The organism is Streptomyces sp. 3N207, assembly GCF_052246355.1.
Taxonomy (GTDB): Bacteria; Actinomycetota; Actinomycetes; order Streptomycetales; family Streptomycetaceae; genus Streptomyces.
Genome location: NZ_JBQQBV010000014.1, coordinates 67,159 through 86,200, shown reverse-complemented (window position 1 = coordinate 86,200; position 19,042 = coordinate 67,159). Strand labels below are relative to the sequence as shown.

The 19,042-nt window shown below is 71.2% G+C and carries 20 protein-coding genes; 10 read left to right on the top strand and 10 right to left on the bottom strand.

Features of this window, described 5'->3' with window-relative positions:
* Positions 1-3 precede the first annotated feature (3 nt).
* The 3 genes from ACTWP9_RS22180 to ACTWP9_RS22170 all read left to right on the top strand — a co-directional run bounded on the left by ACTWP9_RS22180 (position 4) and on the right by ACTWP9_RS22170 (position 3,534).
* On the top strand, positions 4-786 hold the full coding sequence (locus ACTWP9_RS22180; protein WP_443247975.1) for an SDR family NAD(P)-dependent oxidoreductase: 783 nt from the start codon (positions 4-6) through the stop codon (positions 784-786).
* A gap of 77 nt (positions 787-863) precedes the next feature.
* Positions 864-2,090 (top strand): aminotransferase-like domain-containing protein, encoded by a 1,227-nt coding sequence (locus tag ACTWP9_RS22175; protein ID WP_443247974.1) that lies wholly within the window; start codon positions 864-866, stop codon positions 2,088-2,090.
* 538 nt (positions 2,091-2,628) lie between these two features.
* Entirely contained in the window at positions 2,629-3,534 is a 906-nt protein-coding gene (locus tag ACTWP9_RS22170) for a nitroreductase/quinone reductase family protein (RefSeq protein ID WP_443247973.1), read from the top strand.
* On the opposite strand, the gene ACTWP9_RS22165 is transcribed toward ACTWP9_RS22170, so the two are convergent.
* A complete protein-coding gene (locus ACTWP9_RS22165) occupies positions 3,483-3,992 on the bottom strand; it encodes a MarR family winged helix-turn-helix transcriptional regulator (RefSeq protein ID WP_443247972.1) in 510 nt (169 codons plus the stop codon). The two genes, ACTWP9_RS22170 and ACTWP9_RS22165, sit on opposite strands and share 52 nt — an antisense overlap.
* Positions 3,993-4,110: 118 nt before the next feature.
* Here ACTWP9_RS22165 and ACTWP9_RS22160 point away from each other — a divergent pair, with 118 nt between their 5' ends.
* Positions 4,111-4,689, top strand: a complete 579-nt coding sequence (locus ACTWP9_RS22160; RefSeq protein WP_443247971.1) for a DoxX family protein — start codon at positions 4,111-4,113, stop codon at positions 4,687-4,689.
* 182 nt (positions 4,690-4,871) lie between these two features.
* Entirely contained in the window at positions 4,872-5,750 is an 879-nt protein-coding gene (locus ACTWP9_RS22155; RefSeq protein ID WP_443247970.1) for a Bax inhibitor-1/YccA family protein, read from the top strand.
* Positions 5,751-5,917: 167 nt separating this feature from the next.
* Here ACTWP9_RS22155 and ACTWP9_RS22150 read toward each other — a convergent pair whose 3' ends face one another.
* Positions 5,918-6,145 carry a DUF4287 domain-containing protein gene (locus tag ACTWP9_RS22150; protein WP_209237481.1) on the bottom strand — a complete coding sequence of 76 codons (228 nt, stop codon included), beginning with the start codon at positions 6,143-6,145 and terminating at the stop codon, positions 5,918-5,920.
* Between the two features lie 114 nt (positions 6,146-6,259).
* Between ACTWP9_RS22150 and ACTWP9_RS22145 the strand changes: the two genes are divergently transcribed.
* The gene (locus ACTWP9_RS22145) at positions 6,260-6,625 is read left to right on the top strand and encodes a hypothetical protein (protein WP_443247969.1); all 366 of its coding nucleotides are present in this window, start codon (positions 6,260-6,262) and stop codon (positions 6,623-6,625) included.
* Here the strand turns inward: ACTWP9_RS22145 and ACTWP9_RS22140 are convergent.
* The 3 genes from ACTWP9_RS22140 to ACTWP9_RS22130 form a co-directional block, all read right to left on the bottom strand.
* Entirely contained in the window at positions 6,612-7,664 is a 1,053-nt protein-coding gene (locus ACTWP9_RS22140) for a hypothetical protein (RefSeq protein ID WP_443247968.1), read from the bottom strand. The genes ACTWP9_RS22145 and ACTWP9_RS22140 overlap by 14 nt on opposite strands.
* 285 nt (positions 7,665-7,949) lie before the next feature.
* Entirely contained in the window at positions 7,950-9,170 is a 1,221-nt protein-coding gene (locus ACTWP9_RS22135; protein ID WP_443247967.1) for an acetyl-CoA C-acetyltransferase, read from the bottom strand.
* Between the two features lie 358 nt (positions 9,171-9,528).
* On the bottom strand, positions 9,529-10,569 hold the full coding sequence (locus ACTWP9_RS22130) for an SGNH/GDSL hydrolase family protein (RefSeq protein WP_443247966.1): 1,041 nt from the start codon (positions 10,567-10,569) through the stop codon (positions 9,529-9,531).
* Between the two features lie 316 nt (positions 10,570-10,885).
* Between ACTWP9_RS22130 and ACTWP9_RS22125 the strand changes: the two genes are divergently transcribed.
* Entirely contained in the window at positions 10,886-12,274 is a 1,389-nt protein-coding gene (locus tag ACTWP9_RS22125; RefSeq protein WP_443247965.1) for a cystathionine beta-synthase, read from the top strand.
* Between the two features lie 179 nt (positions 12,275-12,453).
* On the opposite strand, the gene ACTWP9_RS22120 is transcribed toward ACTWP9_RS22125, so the two are convergent.
* Positions 12,454-12,891, bottom strand: a complete 438-nt coding sequence (locus ACTWP9_RS22120) for a hypothetical protein (protein WP_443247964.1) — start codon at positions 12,889-12,891, stop codon at positions 12,454-12,456.
* A gap of 147 nt (positions 12,892-13,038) precedes the next feature.
* Here ACTWP9_RS22120 and ACTWP9_RS22115 point away from each other — a divergent pair, with 147 nt between their 5' ends.
* A complete protein-coding gene (locus ACTWP9_RS22115) occupies positions 13,039-13,890 on the top strand; it encodes a MurR/RpiR family transcriptional regulator (protein WP_443247963.1) in 852 nt (283 codons plus the stop codon).
* A 120-nt stretch (positions 13,891-14,010) separates the two neighbouring features.
* Positions 14,011-14,706, top strand: coding sequence for a GNAT family N-acetyltransferase (locus tag ACTWP9_RS22110; protein WP_443247962.1), 696 nt, complete (start codon positions 14,011-14,013; stop codon positions 14,704-14,706).
* On the opposite strand, the gene ACTWP9_RS22105 is transcribed toward ACTWP9_RS22110, so the two are convergent.
* Together ACTWP9_RS22105 and ACTWP9_RS22100 are read right to left on the bottom strand one after the other, a co-directional pair.
* Positions 14,694-15,458 carry a maleylpyruvate isomerase N-terminal domain-containing protein gene (locus ACTWP9_RS22105; protein ID WP_443247961.1) on the bottom strand — a complete coding sequence of 255 codons (765 nt, stop codon included), beginning with the start codon at positions 15,456-15,458 and terminating at the stop codon, positions 14,694-14,696. The genes ACTWP9_RS22110 and ACTWP9_RS22105 overlap by 13 nt on opposite strands.
* Positions 15,459-15,462: 4 nt before the next feature.
* A complete protein-coding gene (locus ACTWP9_RS22100) occupies positions 15,463-15,870 on the bottom strand; it encodes a VOC family protein (protein ID WP_443247960.1) in 408 nt (135 codons plus the stop codon).
* Between the two features lie 204 nt (positions 15,871-16,074).
* Here ACTWP9_RS22100 and ACTWP9_RS22095 point away from each other — a divergent pair, with 204 nt between their 5' ends.
* Entirely contained in the window at positions 16,075-17,250 is a 1,176-nt protein-coding gene (locus tag ACTWP9_RS22095) for a PP2C family protein-serine/threonine phosphatase (RefSeq protein ID WP_443247959.1), read from the top strand.
* Between the two features lie 78 nt (positions 17,251-17,328).
* On the opposite strand, the gene ACTWP9_RS22090 is transcribed toward ACTWP9_RS22095, so the two are convergent.
* Together ACTWP9_RS22090 and ACTWP9_RS22085 are read right to left on the bottom strand one after the other, a co-directional pair.
* Entirely contained in the window at positions 17,329-18,225 is an 897-nt protein-coding gene (locus tag ACTWP9_RS22090; protein ID WP_443247958.1) for an aldo/keto reductase, read from the bottom strand.
* Between the two features lie 34 nt (positions 18,226-18,259).
* A complete protein-coding gene (locus ACTWP9_RS22085; protein ID WP_443247957.1) occupies positions 18,260-18,973 on the bottom strand; it encodes a type 1 glutamine amidotransferase domain-containing protein in 714 nt (237 codons plus the stop codon).
* Positions 18,974-19,042 lie beyond the last annotated feature (69 nt).

Below are 19,042 nucleotides of genomic sequence, written 5' to 3'. Positions count from 1 at the left end.
GTGATGATCGATCCTGGACTCTCCGGACGCACCGTGCTCGTGACCGGCGCCGTGGGCGGGATCGGCGAGGCGACGGCGCTCGCCTTCGCCCGCCTCGGCGCCCGCGTCGCCGCGCACTGGTATCCGGCCGACGGCAGCCCGCAGAGCGTCCCGTTCGCGCACCGGACGCCAGGGCGCGAGGAAGCCGAGGTAGTGCTGCGGCGGCTGCACACAGCGGGCGCGGCGGCGGCCGAGCTCTTCCCCGCCGACCTCGCGGACGGTGCGGCGCCGGGTCCGCTGCTCGACGCCGTCGGCGCCCGCCTCGGGCCCGTCGACGTGCTCGTGAACAACGCGGCGCACTGCGAAGTTGTCGACAGCGCCGACGAGCTGACGGCCGAGTCCCTGGAGCGCACCTACCGGGTCAACACCTACGCGCCCGCCCTGCTGATCGCCGACCTCGCCCGGCGGGGCCGGGAGGCAGCCGTGGTCAACATCTCCACGGACGCGGCCCGCGCCTTCCCCGGACAGACCGCCTACGGCACCTCCAAGGCGGCGCTGGAGGCCCTCACCCGGGCGACGGCACTCGATCTGGGCCCGCGCGGCATCCGCGTCAACGCCGTCGCACCCGGTCCGGTGCAGACGGGGTGGATGCCGGACGAACTCGTCGAGCAGGTCCTCCCGCAGATCCCGCTGCGCCGGGTCGGGCTGCCGGACGACATCGCGGACGCGGTGGTCTTCCTCGCCTCCCGCCAGGCCCGTTGGGTCACCGGTCAGGTCCTCCAGGCCGCGGGAGGTCACGCGCTCTGAAGCGGCGGGCCCACGCCCGCTGTCCACGTTACGGAAATCACTGCGGCGGTTCCCCAGGACGCTTCTAAGCTGCGGGAATGACTCCCAGCACGCTCCCGGGACCCGCTCCCGCCACCGCTCCCGCACCACCGCTCGCCGCCCGCGCCGCCTCGGTCGGCTCCTCGCCCGTACGGGAGATCCTGGCGCTGACCGAGCGGCCCGAGGTGATCTCCTTCGCCGGCGGGCTCCCGGCGCCCGAGCTCTTCGCCGCCGAGGCGATACGCGCCGCCTACGACCGGGTGCTCGCGGAGCAGCCGCAGCGGGTGCTTCAGTACTCCACCTCCGAGGGCGATCCGGCGCTGCGCGGGGCGGTGGCGCGGCGGCTGGGGGAGCGCGGCCTGCCGACCGGGCCCGACGAGCTGCTGGTGACGACCGGTTCGCAGCAGGCCCTCACCCTGCTGGCGACCACACTGCTGGAGCCTGGCGACACCGTGCTGGTGGAGGACCCGACGTATCTGGCGGCGCTGCAGTGCTTCGGTTTCGCGGGTGCGCGCGTGGTGCCCGTCCACGCCGACGACGAGGGTGTCGACCCGGTGGCGCTGGCGGAGGTGGTGGAGCGCGAGCGTCCCAAGATGCTCTATCTGATCCCCACCTTCCAGAACCCGACCGGACGCACCCTCCCGCTCGCCCGCCGGCAGGCCGTCGCGGAGGTCGCCGCGCAGTACGGGATGTGGATCGTGGAGGACGATCCTTACGGAGAGCTGCGCTTCGAGGGCGAGCACGAGCCGTGGGTCGCCTCGCTGCCGCAGGCCGCCGACCGCACGGTGCTGCTGGGCAGCTTCTCCAAGGTGATGGCGCCCGGACTGCGGCTCGGCTGGCTGCGCGCCCCGGCCGCACTGCGCCGCGCCTGCGTCATTGCCAAGCAGGCGCTGGATCTGCACTGTTCCACCGTCGACCAGGCGGCAGCCGCCCGCTATCTGGCGGACAACGACCTGGACGCGCATCTGACGCGGGTCCGCGACGCCTACCGCGACCGCCGTGACGCGCTGCTGGAAGGGCTGTCCGCCGCACTGCCGTCGGGCAGTACGTGGAACCACCCGCAGGGCGGCATGTTCGTCTGGGCACGGCTGCCGGCGGGGTACGACGCGACGGAGCTGCTGCACGAGGCCGTGGCGAAGGACGTCGCCTACGTTCCGGGTGCGCCCTTCTTCGCGGGCCCTCCCGACCCTGCCGCGCTGCGGCTGTCGTTCACCACGCACACCCCTCAGGAGATCCGGGAGGGGCTGCGGCGGCTCGGGGAGGTACTGCGGCCGGCCGAGCGGTAGCCGTCCGGGTCCGGAGCGGGCCGGACGCGGGGAAGCGCGAGCGCGAGCAGTGCGATCACGCCGAGCACGCCCGTCATCGTGACGAACACGCGGCCGTGGCCCGTCCCGTCCGGCCCGGCCTCGCCTGATACGGCGGCCCTCTCCTTCGGCTCCGCTGCTTCCGCTCTGCCGCTTCTGCTGTTCTTCCGCTCTTCCGCCGGATCCGGGGAGCTCTTGAAACAGAGGCAGGCGGCCGGTTGAATAGCCAGCTGTGCCGCGTGCCGCTGTCGCTTGTACGGCAGTGTCATGGAGGCACCCTGACGTGAGGAGTGCATCGTGGGTACACACACCGCCGGGCTCGTCTGACACGTGATCTCTGACGGCCTGCGCGCAGCGCAGCCGCCGTTCCGCGCCGCCTGCTGACAGAACGAGCGCGCCCTTTCTCTTCCACTTTCCTCGCCGGGCTCTCCCCTGCCCGGATGTGCCCGGGTGCCGTTCCGGCCACCCGTGCGCCCACCCATGTCCTGGGGAGAGCTCCCTTTCCCATGGAGCTGCTTTCTTGACCCCTTCACCCATTCAGTCCGACCCGCCCCGCGTCACGGACTTCAACCGCGCTGTCATCGAGGAGTTCCGCGCCAATTCCGGCCGGGTCGGCGGGCCGTTCGCCGGCGGTGATCTGCTGCTGCTGACCACTCGCGGAGCCCGTACCGGCCTGGAGCAGACCTCACCGCTCGCGTTCGTCCGCGACGAGGACGGCCACCTTCTCGTCGTCGCCTCGGCGGGCGGCGCGCCCCGTAATCCCGCCTGGTACCACAACCTCCTCGCACACCCGATGGTCCGCGTGGAGGTGGGGTCCGACTCGTTCGGCGCCGTGGCCGTGCCCACCGAGGGGGCCGAGCGGGCACGGCTGTTCGCGCACGTGGTGCGGCAGCAGCCCGGGTACGCCGACTACCAGGCGCGGACGGGCAGACCGCTGCCCGTGATCCGGCTCGAACGCCCGTACGCGGACGCGCCCTTCACCGGCCTCGTCGACAAGCTGCTCGAGGTGCACACCTGGCTGCGTGAGCAGCTGCGTCATGTGGCGGCCGAGGCGGAGGCGCACTTCTCGGCGCGGAGCGTCACCGATGACGCCCCGCCGCCTCCGCTCGGACTGCAGATCCGGCAGCACTGCCTCGCCTTCTGCGAGTCCCTGCACGTCCACCACACCTCGGAGGACCAGGGGGTCTTCCCCGTACTGGCGCAGAAGTTCCCGCATCTGGCCCCGGCGCTCGAACGGCTGCGTGCCGAGCACCGCACGGTGGAGCGGATCCGTGGCGAACTGGAGGCGCTGCTGGCCGATCTGGCGACGGCCGATCCGGACCGCTTCCGGGCCGAACTCTCCCGGATGACGGGCGAGCTCGAAGCACACCTCGACTACGAGGAGGAGGTGCTGATCCCGCCGCTGGCCGCCATGCCCGCGCCCTGACCCGGAGGCCGCAGCCGCGCGCCGACGCGGCCCAGCGCGCGGGCGACGGCATCGAGTTCGTCCCGCTCCAGCACGTCGATCAGGGCGGCGCGGACGGCGGCCACATGACCGGGGGCCGCGGCACGCAGCGTGTCGCGGCCCTCCGTGGTGAGCACCGCCAGAACACCCCGTACGTCGGTGGGGCAGGAGCGGCGCTCGACCAGGCCGCGCTTCTCCAGCTGGCCCACCTGGTAGGTGAGGCCGCTCTTGGAGGTGAACAGACCGTGTGCCAGATCGGTCATCCGGACCTCGCCGTCGGGTGCCGCGGCGAGCTTGACGAGGATCTCGTACTGCGCATGGGAGAGCCCGGCGTCGTCCTTCAGCTGCTGCTCCACATGGCGGGACACCCGGCTGGTGGCTTCCAGAAAGCCCAGCCAGGCCGCCATTTCGCGCTCATCGAGCCACCCGGTTCCAGCCATGGCAGCCATCCTACTCGGTTGTTCAAATTCGAACCTCTTGTTACGGTCGAGGCCCGCCATTCAAATCTCAACAACCTGTCCGGCCGGTCCCGCCGCACAGGTGCAGGAGGCTCCGCTCATGTCGTCCCCCCACGCCCCAGAGACCACTGACACCGCCCGGTACGCCCCGATATCCGGCGTCCCAGGCAGTCCCGACACCGCACCAGCCGAGCAGTCCGGCTACGACGCCGGGCTGTTCGTGCTGCGCCTGGCGGTCGGCCTCACCATCGCCGCGCACGGATCACAGAAACTGTTCGGCTGGTTCAGCGGTGGCGGGATCGACGGGACCGCGCAGTTCTTCGGCGCCTCCGGCTACCCCTCGGCGAAGACCATGGCCCTCGTCGCCGGGCTCACCGAAACCCTCGGCGGCCTCGGCCTCGTGCTGGGCCTGCTCACTCCGCTCGCGGGTGCCGCGGTGTTCGGCACCATGCTCAACGCGCTCGCGGTGAAGTGGGGCGGCGGCTTCTTCGCGCCCGAGGGCGTCGAGTACGAACTGCTGCTTGCCGCGGGCGCCGCGGCGCTCACCCTCACCGGCCCCGGTCGGCTGGCGGCCGACCGGGTGCTGCCCCTGCCGCGCCCCCACCGGCTCACCCACGGCGTGGCCCTGCTCGTGCTCGGCGCCGTACTCGCGGGCGCTGTGCTGCTCATGCGTTCCTGACCCTCTCGGGGGCGACACCCTCTCGGGGCGACTTGAGATCCGCCCGGGTGAGGTCGGCGCCGCACAGGGGAAGGGAACAACAGACAGCTTTCGCTCGTTCTTGACTCTGCACTAGCGTGCTGTTTTTGCTAACGCATTACGCTGTACTGCAAGGCCGCGCTGTGTGGCCATGGAGGAGTGAGATGAGGAGCAGCAACCCGGTCTTCTCGCGACGGGGGTTCAGCCGCTCAGGCGGCTATGCCGGTTTCGACGCCCAGCAGCAGCAGCCGCCGCAGGCCGGGAACCCCTACGCGACCAACCCTTACGCCGCGAACCCGTACGGACAGCAGCCAGGTCCGTATGCCGCCCAGCAGACTCAGGCCCCCGGCCAGCCGTACGCGCCGCCGGCCGCACCGCCGTCCGCCGGGCGGATGACGATCGACGATGTCGTCGCCCGTACGGGTATGACCCTCGGCCTCGTCATCGTCACCGCCGCCCTCGCCTGGATCACCGGGCTGTCGCTGCCGCTCGCCCTCGGCGCGGGCCTCGTGGCGATGGTGCTGTCGCTCGTGCAGGCGTTCAAGCGCAAGCCGTCGCCCGCACTCATCCTGGCGTACGCCGCCTTCGAGGGTCTTTTCCTCGGTGCGCTGAGCAACTTCGTCAACCAGTTCGTGAACGGTGCCGCGATGCAGGCGGTGCTGGGCACGCTGGCGGTGTTCACCGCCGTCCTGGTGCTCTACAAGACCCGCGTCATCCGCGTCACCCAGCGGTTCTACCGCTTCGTGATTGCTGCGGCGATCGGCTTCGTGCTGCTGATGGCCGTCAACCTGATCTTCGCCGCCTTCGCCGGCGGTGACGGGCTCGGCTTCCGCAGCGGTGGCCTGGGCATCCTCTTCGGCGTCATCGGCGTCGTGCTCGGCGCGCTGTTCCTCGCCCTGGACTTCAAGCAGGTCGAGGACGGCATCGCCTACGGCGCCCCCAAGGAGGAGTCGTGGCTCGCCGCCTTCGGGCTGACGCTGACCCTGGTGTGGATCTACCTGGAGTTCCTGCGTCTGATCGCCATCTTGCAGGGCGACAACTAGTCGTCGTCGGCGGCAGGTGACGAAAGCCGCCGGTAGCCGACGCCAAGAGCACCGCGAGGGCCCGGGAGGTGACTGAACCTCCCGGGCCCTCGGCGTGCTCGCGTCCTTTGTCCTAGGGTCTTCCGGGTCTTCGGGTCGTCTGTCCGGACCGGGGCACGAGGCCCGGCCTAGCGGTGGCGCGCTGCGCGCCGCAGATCGTGCTCGTGGATGATTGCTTTGGCGTGCCCGTAGGCGAGGTTGTGCTCACCGCGGAGCCAGCTCACCTTCTCCTCGAAACGGAGCAGGGCAGGGCCCTCGTCGACCGCGCGGAGCCATTCTGAGACTTCACGACCAGTGCACTGAGGAATGCGGGACAGCATGTTCCGGTGGGTCTCTTCGGAGAAGACTTGGGACATCGGCGCCTCCGGACGCTTCTGCAATGAGTCCTTGCCGACACGTTGCCTGAGCGTTCGTGTGTTGGCAACAGTGCGGAGGCGCCGCGCCGGAGCACGGCCGAATAGGGTGGGGGTGTGCCCTGGCTCGACACCCGCCCCCTGACCGATGCCGTGGAACGGCTCGCCGAACGGCTGCGGGCCCTCCCGCAGAGCACCTTGCAGCGGGGGGCCGCTGCGGAAGGGCTCTCCCTCGCGCGGGAGTTGGCGCTGCTGGCCCAGCGCCTTGAGTTTCCCGGGAACTGCAGGTCCCGGGTGCTGCCCGACGCCGGTGTCTTCGCCGTCGGCGATCAACTCGCGGTCGCAGGTCACGATGTGGTTGCGGCCCTGGAAGCGGCCCCTCCCGCCGTTGCGGAATCCGCCCTGCGGGAAGCCCTCCATCTGCTGGAGAGCTCCCCGCTGTCCTCGCGGGGGGCTTTCCCGCGGGGCGCTACAGGGGCGTGATGATCCGGTCGGCCAGCAGGTAGGCGGTCCTGCCGTCGGGGAAGCCGAAGGTGAGTGTGTAGGAGCCGGCGATGCCGGAGCCGCCCATCAGCACCGGTGGCTCGCCCCGGCGTATACCGTCGGCCAGCGCCTCGCTCGTGGCGCGATGGCCCGGCGACAGACACACCGTCGTACCGTCCTCGAAGACGTATACGTCCAGCGTTCCCAGCGGTCCGGGGCGAACGTCGGCCAGCGGCGTACGCGAATCGGCGAGTTCGGCCAGCCGCTCGACGGTGCGCTCGTGGAACGTGACGGTGGGGGTCGCCGGAGACGGCGCGGCGCCGGGGGTGACCGGCTCCCCGTTGAGGTTGTAGTCCGGCTGGGACGGGTGACGGCGTCGCGCCGCTGCCAGCCCCGGGGACTCCGCCTCCGCGGTGTCGTCCTCGTCATCGCTACGGGCCGCGTCGGATGCCGCGCGGAGTTCCGCGTCCGCACCGTGCTCGTCGTCCGCGCGGTCGTACGGGGCGACATCCGTCCCGATGTCCATGTCCCCGTCCTCGGGGCCGAGCTGGCGGGGGATGAAGAGTCCGCGGGCCTCGGGCTCCAGCAGCGCGTCCAGGTCGTCGGTGAACTCGTCCCCGACGTCGTCCGGTGCCACCTCGTACTCCGTGCCGTGGCCGGCCAGCAGCGAGCCCGTCCCGGGACCCGCGTCGCGTGCCTCCTGGGCGGCCCAGAAGGCGCGGGCCTCGGCCAGTTCGCGCTCGCGCTCGTCGGCCAGCGCCGCGGCGACAGCGGCGCGGATCTCCTGCGCGAAGGCGGCGGCCGGCTTCGCGCCGTCCGCACCGCGTTCGTCGGCCTGCTGATCGGCCTGCCGGTCGGCCGTCGCGGCGTCGCGGGCCCGCGGGATCGCGGTGGCCGGGGCCGCCGTCGGTGCCGTCTCCAGCTGTGCACGCAGCGCCGTCAACTGGCGGCGCAGACCGCGCGCTGTGTGCAGTGCCGCACCGCCCAACGCGGTGGCCGCAGCCGCCGCGCACAGCAGGATGAGGGATATGGCGCTCACTGACTTGACTCCCGGTTCCGGTTCGGTCCCCTGACGCGGTCCCCCCGGTCATTGCCCCTGCATTCCTACAACAGCGCTGTATTACTACAACAGCGTCGTCGGGAAGGTTGTTCAAGGTTCTTCGACCGTAGTGCAAATCCCGTCGAACTGGACAGAGGAACTCCGGAACCCGTCCCGCACGCACCGCTGTGACCTGCGAGAACGCCGCGCCCTCAGGGTGTATATCACATCCTGAGGGCGCTTCGGTCTCGCTGTCGTATACCGGTACGTGGCGACTTCTGTGCGTCAGCTCAGCCGCTCGAGCACCATTGCCATGCCCTGGCCGCCGCCCACACACATGGTCTCCAGGCCGAACTGCTTGTCGTGCCACTGGAGCGAGTTGAGCAGCGTCGTGGTGATACGGGCGCCGGTCATCCCGAAGGGGTGACCCACGGCGATGGCGCCGCCGTTGACGTTGAGCTTGTCCAGGTCGATACCGAGGTCCTGGTAGGAGGGAATCACCTGGGCCGCGAACGCCTCGTTGATCTCCACCAGGTCGATGTCGCCGATCGACATGCCCGCGCGGGCCAGCGCCTGCTTACTCGCCTCGACGGGGCCGTAGCCCATGATCTCGGGGGAGAGTGCGGAGACGCCGGTCGAGACGATCCGGGCCAGCGGCGTCAGACCCAGCTCACGGGCCTTGGTGTCGGACATGATGACGAGAGCGGCGGCACCGTCGTTGAGCGGGCAGCAGTTACCCGCCGTGACCATGCCATCGGGGCGGAAGACGGGCTTGAGCCCCTCGACACCCTCCAGCGTCACGCCCGCACGCGGGCCGTCGTCGAGGCTGACCACGGTGCCGTCAGGGGTGGTGACGGGTGTGATCTCGCGCTCCCAGAAGCCGTCGGCGATGGCCTTCTCGGCGAGGTTCTGGGACCGTACGCCGAACTCGTCCATCTCACGGCGTGTGATGCCCTTGTGGCGCGCCAGGTTCTCGGCGGTCTGGCCCATGGCGATGTAGACGTCCGGGGCCTTCCCCTCCTCGCGCGGGTCGGCCCACCCCTCGCCTCCCTGCTCGGCGCGGGCCGCGGTGCGGGCCTCTGCCTCGGCGAACAGCGGGTTGTGGGTGTCGGGCATCCCGTCGGAGCTCCCCTTCACCGAGCGGGAGACCGTCTCGACGCCCGCCGAGAGGAACACATCGCCCTCGCCGGCCTTGATCGCGTGCAGCGCCATCCGGGTCGTCTGGAGGGACGACGAGCAGTAGCGCGTGATGGTGCAGCCCGGCAGGTGGTCCATGCCCAGCTGGACGGCCACCACCCGGCCGAGGTTGTGGCCCTGCTCGCCGCCGGGGAGGCCACAGCCCAGCATCAGGTCGTCGATGTCGGCCGGGTCCAGCTCCGGCACCTTGGCGAGAGCCGCCTTGATGATCTCGGCCGTCAGATCGTCCGGGCGGACGTCCTTGAGGGAGCCCTTGAAGGCGCGGCCGATGGGGGAGCGGGCGGCGGAGACGATCACTGCTTCGGGCATCAGGGCTCCTGAGGGAGTCGGCGAGTGGCTACGCTGCGGAAGCTACCCGCCCGTAGGGTGCGGGTCACGGCCCCGGCGATGTGATGCGGGCCTCTTCTAAGCGTTTGCTTTTTCCGCCTCCCGGTCAAGAGAACGCCGCCACCAATGGAGGGCCCGCGCTCAATGGTGGGCCCGCGAACTTTCGCCGTCCCCCTCCCGCTGCGTCCCTCCTTCCCGCCGCAGCGGTGCTCAGCGACGACGTAGGTGATCGGCGGTGCCGAACCCACCGGCGAGGGCGGGTTCGGCACCGCCGATCAGGCTCGTTTCGCCTCCCGCCGTCGCGGCGGGGAGAGGGGGCACCCCGCAAGAGAGCCGGTCGTCAGCGGTTTTCGGCGACGCCCTCGGGGGGTTTGGGGCGGGCCTCCTCCGGAGGAGGCAGCCGGCGCCGGCGGCGGTGCTTGAGCAGGGCCCAGGGGCCGCGCATCCCGGCGACCTCGGTGCCGCCCTCGGCGGCAGCCTCCGCCGCCGCGCGGGCGACCGGCAGGATGCCCTCGCGCCGACGGGCGTCCGGCCGCTCGTCCTCGGTCGGCCACAGCCCCAGCGCCGCGCACAGCGTGGGCAGTATCGCCATCGTGGCCGTGGCGTACCCCTCGGCGGAGGGATGGTAGTTGTCAGGTCCGAACAACTCGCGAGGATTGGCGGAGAACTCGGGTCCCAGCAGATCGCCCAGCGAGACCGTACGGCCGCCCTCCTCGACGACGGCGATGGTCTGGGCCGCCGCCAGCTGACGTGACAGCCGCCGCGCGATCCAGCGCAGCGGCTGTCCGACCGGCTCGACGCTGCCCAGGTCGGGGCAGGTGCCGACCACCACCTCGCAGCCGGCCGTACGCAGCCGCGCCACCGCGTCCGAGAGATAGCGGACCGAGCGCGCCGGGGGCATTCGATGGGTGACGTCGTTGGCGCCGACCATGATGACGCACACGTCCGGCGCCTCGGCCAGCTCCCGCTCGCTCAGCAGCAGGGTGATCTGCCGCTCCAGGTCGTCGGACATGGCGCCGGAGAGGGCCACGTTGCGCAGCTCGACGGGGCGTTCGGCGATGGCGGCAAGCGCCGAGGCCAGCAGCGCGCCGGGGGTCTGGCGCGGGCGATGCACACCCTGGCCCGCCGCCGTGGAGTCGCCGAGGAAGGCAACGCGCAGTGGCCGTCCGGAGTAGAGCCTGCCGAAGGCGCTGCCGTACAGACCGTCGGCCCTGGGCGGCTCGTCCTCGGAGCCGCCGATATGACGTTTCGCCAGTTGGAGCTCGGTGAAGAGCAGCCCGACCGCCGCTCCACCGACCAGGCCGAGTCCGCCGCCTCCGTAGGCGGCCGCGGTCGCGATTCGCCGGGCTACTCTCGCGCTCGACGCCTTCGACATCGGCATTGTGCTGTTCCGCCTCCCGAGTTCTCGGCCCCACCGGCTCTCGCGGTCTTGGGTTCATGGCTGCTTGGTACGTCTGCTGCTTGGTACGTCCGTCTGTTCATGAGGTCGTGCGTCCTGGTCCTGTAGGTTCCGGGTCCGGCGTGCTCCGGGAGCGCACTGTCCGTACGTGCGCCGGGGCTCACAACCTCCAAGACTGTGTTGCCCCGTGCGGCCCGCCCTGCAACGCACCTGAGGTGTGCACGTGTTGCCCATAGGCTGTCGGGAACGGGCTCGCGACCCCGCGGCCCTGCGACCACGACTACGCGCGGAGACCACGGTGCAGTATCACGAGTCGATGATCGAGCTTGTCGGAAACACCCCGCTGCTCAAGCTCAACAGCGTCACGGACGGCATTCAGGCCACCGTCCTTGCCAAGGTCGAGTACTTCAATCCAGGCGGTTCCGTGAAGGACCGGATCGCGCTGCGCATGATCGAGGCGGCAGAGGAGTCCGGCGAACTACGGCCCGGTGGGGTGATTGTGGAGCCGACCTCGGGAAACACCGGCGTGGGACTGGCCATCGTGGCGCAGCAGAAGGGGTATCGGTGCCTCTTCGTCTGCCCCGACAAGGTCTCCATGGACAAGATCAATGTGCTGCGGGCGTACGGAGCGGAGGTCGTCGTCTGCCCAACGGCCGTCGATCCGGAACATCCCGACTCTTACTACAACGTTTCCGACAGGCTCGTCCGCGAAACCCCGGGCGCCTGGAAGCCCGACCAGTACAGCAACCCCAACAATCCCCGCTCGCACTACGAAACGACGGGCCCCGAACTGTGGGAGCAGACCGCCGGTCAAATCACCCATTTCGTGGCGGGTATCGGCACCGGCGGCACCATCAGTGGCACCGGGCAATACCTGAAAGAGGTCAGTGGTGGCCGGGTGCGGATCGTGGGCGCCGACCCGGAGGGCTCGGTCTACTCGGGCGGTTCGGGCCGTCCGTATCTGGTCGAGGGAGTGGGTGAGGACTTCTGGCCCGACGCCTACGACCGGGACATCACCGACGAGATCGTGGCCGTCTCCGACAAGGACTCCTTCCAGATGACACGGCGGCTGGCCAAGGAGGAGGGGCTGCTGGTCGGCGGCTCCTGCGGGATGGCCGTGGTCGGCGCGCTGGAAGTGGCCAAGCGGCTCGGGCCTGACGATGTGGTGGTCGTGCTGTTGCCGGACGGCGGGCGTGGCTACCTGAGCAAGATCTTCAACGACGAATGGATGAACGACTACGGGTTCCTGGAGGAGGGCGGCACCACCGGGGCGCGGGTCGGCGAGGTGCTGCGCTTCAAGGCGGGCCCCATCCCCTCCCTCGTGCATATGCACCCGGAGGAGAAGGTGGGCGAGGCCATCGAGGTGCTGCGCGAGTACGGCGTCTCGCAGATGCCCGTCGTCAAGCGCGGCGCCGGGCACCCGGATGTGATGGCCGCCGAGGTGATCGGGTCCGTCGTCGAACGGGAGCTGCTTGATGCGCTGTTCACTCAGCGGGCCTCCCTGGATGATCCGTTGGACAAGCACATGAGCGCGCCGCTGCCGCATGTGGGCGCGGGGGAGAGCGTTGCCGACCTGATGGCCGTGCTGGAGGGTGCCGATGCGGCGATCGTCCTCGCGGAGGGCAAGCCGAGCGGGGTGGTGAGCCGTCAGGACCTGCTGGCGTTCCTGGCGAACGAGGGCCGGTGAGGGCGCCGCGCGTGTGGTGAGACATGCGTGTAGTGACACGTGCGTGTGGTGACGTGGGATGTGGCTCCCCTGCGCCTGTCCTCCCGTTCTCCGACGGGAGGCGGCGCGGGGGCGCTGCCGCCGGGGGCTCTGCCGCCGGGCGGTCTGGGAGCCCTGTTCGGGCCGGGCCTTACCGGGCCCTACTCGGTGTCGTTTCCGCCGCGTCCGCCGCGGGAGAACCAGGAGCGGCTGGCCTGGAGGCCGTTGACGGCGACGATGCCCGCCCAGCAGGTGACCAGGCCCGTCAGCCCCGCGTTGGCCACGGCTATCGCCGAGAGCGGGATCGCCAGCACCAGGGAGGCCACCGCCAGGCCCAGCCGGGCGCCGATCCCGTCCGGCAAGCCGTGCGGCGGCGTCTGCCGCTCCTGGCGTACGCCGGTGCTGCCGCCCCGTGCGACCACCATCTGCTGCTCGGCCAGCTGGCGGCGCACCCGTTTGTCGACGACGTTGTCCAGCCGCTGTTCCACCTTCGCCAGGAAGGAATCCAGCAGCTCGTCCTCGTACTCGGGGCCCAGTTCCCGGCGCGTCTGCACGGTCGCGTCGAGTTCCTTCTTCAGCTCGGGGTCGGGTGCGCTCATACCCGTTACAGTACGGGCGCCACGCCCTCGGGGCAGTGGTGCTAGCACCACTTCTGCCGGACGTCCGTTCCGGCTTCGCCTTGCCGGAGGCGGCCGGTGCTGCATAGTCTTATGCAGGGGAGGCGCGGGCTGAATGAGAGGTGTGGGATGAGCAGCGCGAGCGCGCGGTTGCTGAAGCTCTTCGAGGGGCATCGGCTGACCCCGACGCAGCGCCGTATCGCGCACTGCATGGTCCGCAGGGCAGGTGATGCGCCGTTCCTCTCCAGCGTCGAGCTCGCCGAGCTGGCCGGGGTCAGCCAGCCCTCCGTGACGCGGTTCGCGGTGGCGCTCGGTTTCGACGGCTATCCGGCGCTCCGCCGCCACCTACGGGAGAGCGAGCCGCCCGAGGGGGCCGAGTCCACCGGCGAGGGCGAGGGGCCGGGCGGGTTCAACGAGTACCAGCAGGCCGTGCACGCCGAGATCGAGAATCTGCGGCACCTGGCCGCGCTGCTGGACGACCCGGCGCCGGTCGAGCGTGCCGGAGCACTCCTGGCCGCCTCCCGCCCGCTGCCCGTACTCGGGCTGCGGGCCGCAGCCGCGCAGGCGAGCGGCTTCGCGTACTTCGCCGCCAAGGTCCACCCCGACGTACGGCTGCTCACCGAGGGCGGCTCCATGCTGGCGGACCGTATCGACGGCTGCGTACGGGCCGGGGCCGACGTGCTGCTGTGCTTCGCGCTGCCGCGGCACCCGCAGGAGACGGTGGAGGCGCTCGACAGCGCGCGGCAGGCGGGGCTGTCGATCGTCACCGTCGCCGACAGCGCCTTCGCACCCGTTGCGCACCCAGGGGATCTGCTGCTGCCCGCCGCCGTCGGTACGGGCCTGGCCTTCGACACGGCCTGCGCCCCCATGCTGCTGGGGCGGGTGCTGCTGGAGGCGATGTGTGACGGGCTGCCGGACGCGCAGGCACGGCTGGAGGAGTTCGACGCGAGGGCGAGCGAGCGCGGCCTCTTCGCGGAGTGAGCGCAGGGCCGAAATCCGGGTGCTCCAGGGTGCGTTCTGTCGTACTGTGCGCGGCCGTAAGCCATGCATCGCATGCGCGTCACATACGCACCTCATGCGCATCCCACAGGAGAACCCTGATTGGACGACTCCCGTTTTCCGGGTCTGCCGCACCCTGCCGCGGACCCCGAGCTCATCAGGAACTGGGTGGCGGGCTGGGCCGCCTCCCGAGGTACCCCCGCACCGGTGGAGCGCCCGTGGGGGCTCTACATGGCGGTAGGGGACGAGCGTCTGGTGGAGCGGCACGTGCTGCTGCACGCCGACGAGGCGACGGTGCACCAGGCCGCCGCCGCGGTGACCGTGCCGCAGACCTGGCTGATGGTCTTCGACGAGCCGGAGCAGGTCGCCGCCTGGCTGCCGCCCGGTTGGGAAGTGGACCATGCGGAAACCGGCCACCTCATGGCCGTTGATCTGCAGGTGACCGGGCCGGTGCCGCCCGAGGGCCATTCACGTACGCCCGAGGGCTATTCGCGTACGGTCGAGACCCGTGACGGCGTCACCTATGTGTGCGTACACGACGACGCGACAGACGAGACCGCGGCCTGCGGCCAGGCGTCCGTGCTGGGGCAGAACGCCGTCATGGACCGTATCCACACCGAGGAGGCACACCGCCGCCGCGGCCTGGGCAGCCTCGTGATGCGCACCCTCGCCGACAGCGCGGTGGCCGGCGGCGCCACCCTCGGCCTTCTGGGCGCCACTCCGCAGGGGCGGGCGCTCTACGAGACGCTGGGCTGGAAAGCGCACAGCATCCTGACGGAGTGCGTCTACCGGCCGTAGGCCGGATCGCGGCCGAGGAAGGCCAGTAACCGGTCCCCCAGTGGGGCGCCAGGTGCGACGGGGGCCTCCGGCGCGAACAGCGGATGCCGGGCACCCTCGTGCGGCACCAACTGCCGGGCCACGGGCAGCAGCCGGGCCGCCAGCGGCGCCGGGATGGGCCGGTCGGCGCTGCCGGTCGCCCGTGCGATGTCCCACCCGTGCACCGCCATCTCGACCGCGCCCGTCAGCGCCAAGGCCGTCGCCGTCAGTGGTGCGTCGGCCACCACGATCAGGCGGCGGTCCGGACCGGCGGCGGTCCACGCCCCCAGCAGCCGGGCCGCCCGCAGCCGGAAGGCCGCCGCGGGGTCGCCGCCCGCGGGGTCCCCGGTCTCTGCGGTGCACCCGGTCTCCGCGGCCCCGCTCTCCGCGGTGCACCCGGTCTCCGCGGCGGCCCCGCTCTCCGCGCCGTCCCCGCTCTCCGCGCCGTCCCCGCTCTCCGCCGCCCTCCCCGGCGCACGGTTCGGGTGCAGCGCAACAGTGCCCTCCGCGATGCCCTCGTGCAGCGCCGCCAGGGAGTCGTCCGCATGGGCCATCAGCCCGCCCAGGTCCCACTCCGTGCACGGGGTGGGCAGATGCAGCAGGGCCGGGGTCACGCACTGCGCGGTGCCCAGTGCGTAGCCGACCGCGTGCCGCAGCAGTTCGGTGGCCCGCGCCGCGCTGTCCCGGCTGCCACCACCTTCCCGCGATGATCCGTCCTCCTGCTCGCGGAACATGTCGCTAGGAGGGCGACTTGGTGTCGGTGGTGTCGGTGCCGCCGGTGGTCTCGAAGAGCTGCACGTAGTTGCCGTCCGGGTCCTCCAGGGTGCCCAGCAGGACGTGCTCGTCCGCTGCCTCGACCGGCCGCACCCAGCGCGGATCGAGCTGCTCGGTCAGCCGCTCGGCCATGCCGTGGATGTCCGTCACCTCGAAGTTGACCAGGATCCTGCCGGGCTCGACGGACCTGCGGCCAACGTCCTCCCGGCTCTCGAAGATGAGGTACGTCCCGGACAGCTCCAGGCCGAGCATCGTCCCGTCGCCGTCCTCCGCGTCCGGGGCGAACGCGGTGCGATACCACTCCCACAGTCTCTTCGGGTCCGTACTGCCCAGCACGATGCCGCCCACCCGGGGACCGATTGCTTCGGTCATGAGGTCTGCCTCCTGCAACTCTCGGACGCCGGGCCCGTTGCCCGGCTCTCGTAGGGATGGACCGGGACCGGCCGGAAAACTCATCGCCGGGCGCGGATCTCCCGCTGCGGTACGGTCCTTCGCGGGACTCTTCCGGAACGGCTGAGCCACTGCGATCCCTGCCCGCGGGGTCATCGTCAGCCCCGCACAGAACCAGGACCGCTCGTGGACAGATTCGCCGCCGTTCAACAGGCCCTGCGCAGCGCGCCGCCGCACGCCCTCGCCCAGGTCGTCATCGCGGAGCTGCGGGAGCAGTACGGTGCCGATCTCGTCGAGATCCGCATGGTCGACTACGGGATGCAGTCGCTGCAGATGGTCGACGGCTATGCGGCCAAGAGGGAGCCGGTGTCGGTGCACGACAGTCCGCAGGGGCGCGCTTTCGGTTCCCAGCAGCCGTTCCTGACCCAGCAGCCGGAGGGCGGGATCGTCGTCCACCTTCCGATCACCATCCGCGGCGACCGGCTGGGCACCCTCTCGACCGGTCTGCCCTCCGCCGCCGACCCGAACGGCCTGCTCCCGGTGCTGCGGCAGCTGTGCGAGGCGCTCGGTCATGAGATCCTCGTCGCCGAGCGCGACACGGACCTGTTCGTGCTGGCCCGCCGCGCCTCACGGCTGACGCTGGCGGCGGAGATGCAGTGGCAGCTGCTGCCCGGACGCTCCTGTGTACGCGAGGAGTTCGAGGTCGGGGCCCATCTGGAGCCCGCGTACGCGATCTTCGGCGACAGCTTCGACTGGGAGGCGTCCGAGCGGTTTTTGACCCTCACCGTCACCAACGGCATGGGCGAGGGCATAGCGGCCGCACTGCTGACCAACCTCGCCACCAACGCGCTGCGCAACGCGCGCCGCGCCGGGCTGGATCTCGTCGGCCAGGCGACCCTCGCCGACCAGGCGGTCTATGCGCAGTACCAGGGCTCGGCGTATGTGTCCGTGCTGCTGCTGCGGTTCGAGCTGGCCACCGGCCGGGTGGAGGTCGTGGACGCGGGCTCCCCGAGGGTGTGGCGCGGGCGCGGCCGCAGTGTGGAGGAGCTGCCCTTCGACCACCAGCTGCCGCTGGGCATGTTCGAGGACACCGTCTACGCGGAGGAGCACTTCACCGTGCAGCCCGGCGACCGGTTGCTGATCGGCAGCGACGGCGTCTACGGCACTCCCGGGCGGGGCGGCGAGACGTACGGCGAGAGCGCACTGGCCCGCTCCCTGCCGGGGCACCGGCTGCTCCCTGCCGGGCAGGTGCCCGTCGCGGTGTTGCGTGAACTCGCCGCCTACCGGGGTGAGGCGCCGCTCCAGGACGACGCGCTGGTGATGTGCGTCGACTGGCACGGCCGCCCCAAAGCCCCGGCCTAGCTCTCCGGCCGCGGCCGACGGCCTCAGCCCTTGGATCTCAGCCCTTGGATCTCAGCCCTTGGATCTCGGACCTGGGTCTCAGACCTGGACCGCGGCGGACAGCTCCTCGAACTCCGCGTCGGTGAGTTCGATCCGGGCCGCCTGCGTGTTCTCCTCCAGGTGTGCGAGCCGTGAGGTGCCCGGGATCGGCAGCATCACCGGGGAACGGCGCAGCAGCCAGGCCAGCGCGAGCTGGGAGGGGGTGGCGCCGTGCTGATGGGCGGCGGTCTCCAGCGGGCCGCCCGGGCGGGCGAGTTGACCTGTGGCGATGGGGAACCAGGGGATGAAGGCGACGTTCTCCTGCTCGGCGTACTCCAGCACCGGCTCCGCGCTGCGGTCGGCGAGGTTGTACAGGTTCTGTACGGAGACGACGTCCGCCAGTTTCCGGGCCTCCTCCAGCTCTGCCACCGAGACCTCGGACAGTCCGATGAACCGGATCTTGCCCTCCTGCTGGAGCAGGGACAGCTCGCCCAGCTGGTCGGCGACCGGCACCTTCTCGTCGATGCGGTGCAGCTGGTAGAGGTCGATACGCTCCAGGCCCAGGTGACGCAGGCTCAGTTCGCACTGCTGGCGCAGATACTCGGGCCGGCCCACGGGGCGCCAGTCGTCCGGGCCGGGCCGGGTCAGTCCGCCCTTGGTGGCGACGACCAGCTCGTCCGGGTACGGATGCAGGGCCTGGTGGATGAGGCGCTCGCTGACGAACGGGCCGTAGGAGTCGGCCGTGTCGATGAAGTTGACGCCCAGCTCGACGGCGCGCCGCAGTACCCGTACGGCCTCGTCCGGGTCCCGGGGCTCGCCCCAGACGCCGGGGCCGGTGAGCTGCATGGCGCCGTAGCCGAGCCGGTTGACGGGCAGCTGTCCGCCGAGCGAGAAGGTTCCGGCGGCGCCGACGGGCCGGCCGGCGTGGATCGCTGAGGCTGCTGGGGAGTCGGACACGAGTCGTTCCCTTCGTCGGTGACGCCTGACGGATTCAGCCGAGCATCTTGATGATCTCGGCGGCCACCGGCCCCGCTGACGCCGGGTTCTGACCGGTGACCAGGTTGTGGTCCACGACCACGTGCGGGGCCCACGGTTCACCCGCGTCGAAGTGTGCCCCGGCCTCGACCAGCCGGTCCTGGAGCAGCCACTTGGCCTTGTTGGCCAGCCCCGTCCGGTGCTCCTCGGCGTTGGTGAAGCCGGTCAGCCGGTACCCGTACACCGCGCTGGCGCCCTCTTGGGTGTGGGCGGCCAGCAGTGCAGCGGGCCCGTGGCAGACCACGCCGAGGGGCCTGCCGGAGGCCAGCGTCCGCACCAGCAGCGTGCCGGAGTCGGAGTCGGTGGCCAGGTCCTCCATGGGGCCGTGCCCGCCGGGGTAGAAGACGGCGTCGAAGCCGGCCGGGCCGCCGCCGCTGTCGATCCGTACGTCCTCGATGCTCAGCGGCTGGCCCAGCTCGGTGAAGGACTCCAGCCCCGCGGCCACCCGGTCGGCGTTGTCCTGTCCGCCGTTCGCGTCAGCGGACAGGCTGGCCTGGTCGACGCTGGGGAGTACCCCGCCGGGGGTGGCGACGACGACCTGGTGACCCGCCGCCTTGAACGCCTCGTAGGGGGCGACGGCCTCGTCGGCCCAGAAGCCGGTGGGGTGCTGGGTGCCGTCGGCGAGCGTCCAGTGGCGGGCGCCGGTCAGCACGAAAAGGATCTGCGACATGTCGTTCTCCGGGGGCTGCGGGGGAGGGCTACCCGACGACGGTAGGCCGCTGCGGGCGCCCACAGTGGC

Coding starts and splice junctions, on each gene's coding strand:
- ACTWP9_RS22180 (WP_443247975.1), top strand. CDS start 4: ATGATCGATCCTGGACTCTCCGGACGCACCGTGCTCGTGACCGGCGCC.
- ACTWP9_RS22175 (WP_443247974.1), top strand. CDS start 864: ATGACTCCCAGCACGCTCCCGGGACCCGCTCCCGCCACCGCTCCCGCA.
- ACTWP9_RS22165 (WP_443247972.1), bottom strand. CDS start 3,992: ATGGCTGGAACCGGGTGGCTCGATGAGCGCGAAATGGCGGCCTGGCTG.
- ACTWP9_RS22160 (WP_443247971.1), top strand. CDS start 4,111: ATGTCGTCCCCCCACGCCCCAGAGACCACTGACACCGCCCGGTACGCC.
- ACTWP9_RS22155 (WP_443247970.1), top strand. CDS start 4,872: ATGAGGAGCAGCAACCCGGTCTTCTCGCGACGGGGGTTCAGCCGCTCA.
- ACTWP9_RS22150 (WP_209237481.1), bottom strand. CDS start 6,145: ATGTCCCAAGTCTTCTCCGAAGAGACCCACCGGAACATGCTGTCCCGC.
- ACTWP9_RS22135 (WP_443247967.1), bottom strand. CDS start 9,170: ATGCCCGAAGCAGTGATCGTCTCCGCCGCCCGCTCCCCCATCGGCCGC.
- ACTWP9_RS22130 (WP_443247966.1), bottom strand. CDS start 10,569: ATGCCGATGTCGAAGGCGTCGAGCGCGAGAGTAGCCCGGCGAATCGCG.
- ACTWP9_RS22120 (WP_443247964.1), bottom strand. CDS start 12,891: ATGAGCGCACCCGACCCCGAGCTGAAGAAGGAACTCGACGCGACCGTG.
- ACTWP9_RS22115 (WP_443247963.1), top strand. CDS start 13,039: ATGAGCAGCGCGAGCGCGCGGTTGCTGAAGCTCTTCGAGGGGCATCGG.
- ACTWP9_RS22105 (WP_443247961.1), bottom strand. CDS start 15,458: ATGTTCCGCGAGCAGGAGGACGGATCATCGCGGGAAGGTGGTGGCAGC.
- ACTWP9_RS22100 (WP_443247960.1), bottom strand. CDS start 15,870: ATGACCGAAGCAATCGGTCCCCGGGTGGGCGGCATCGTGCTGGGCAGT.
- ACTWP9_RS22085 (WP_443247957.1), bottom strand. CDS start 18,973: ATGTCGCAGATCCTTTTCGTGCTGACCGGCGCCCGCCACTGGACGCTC.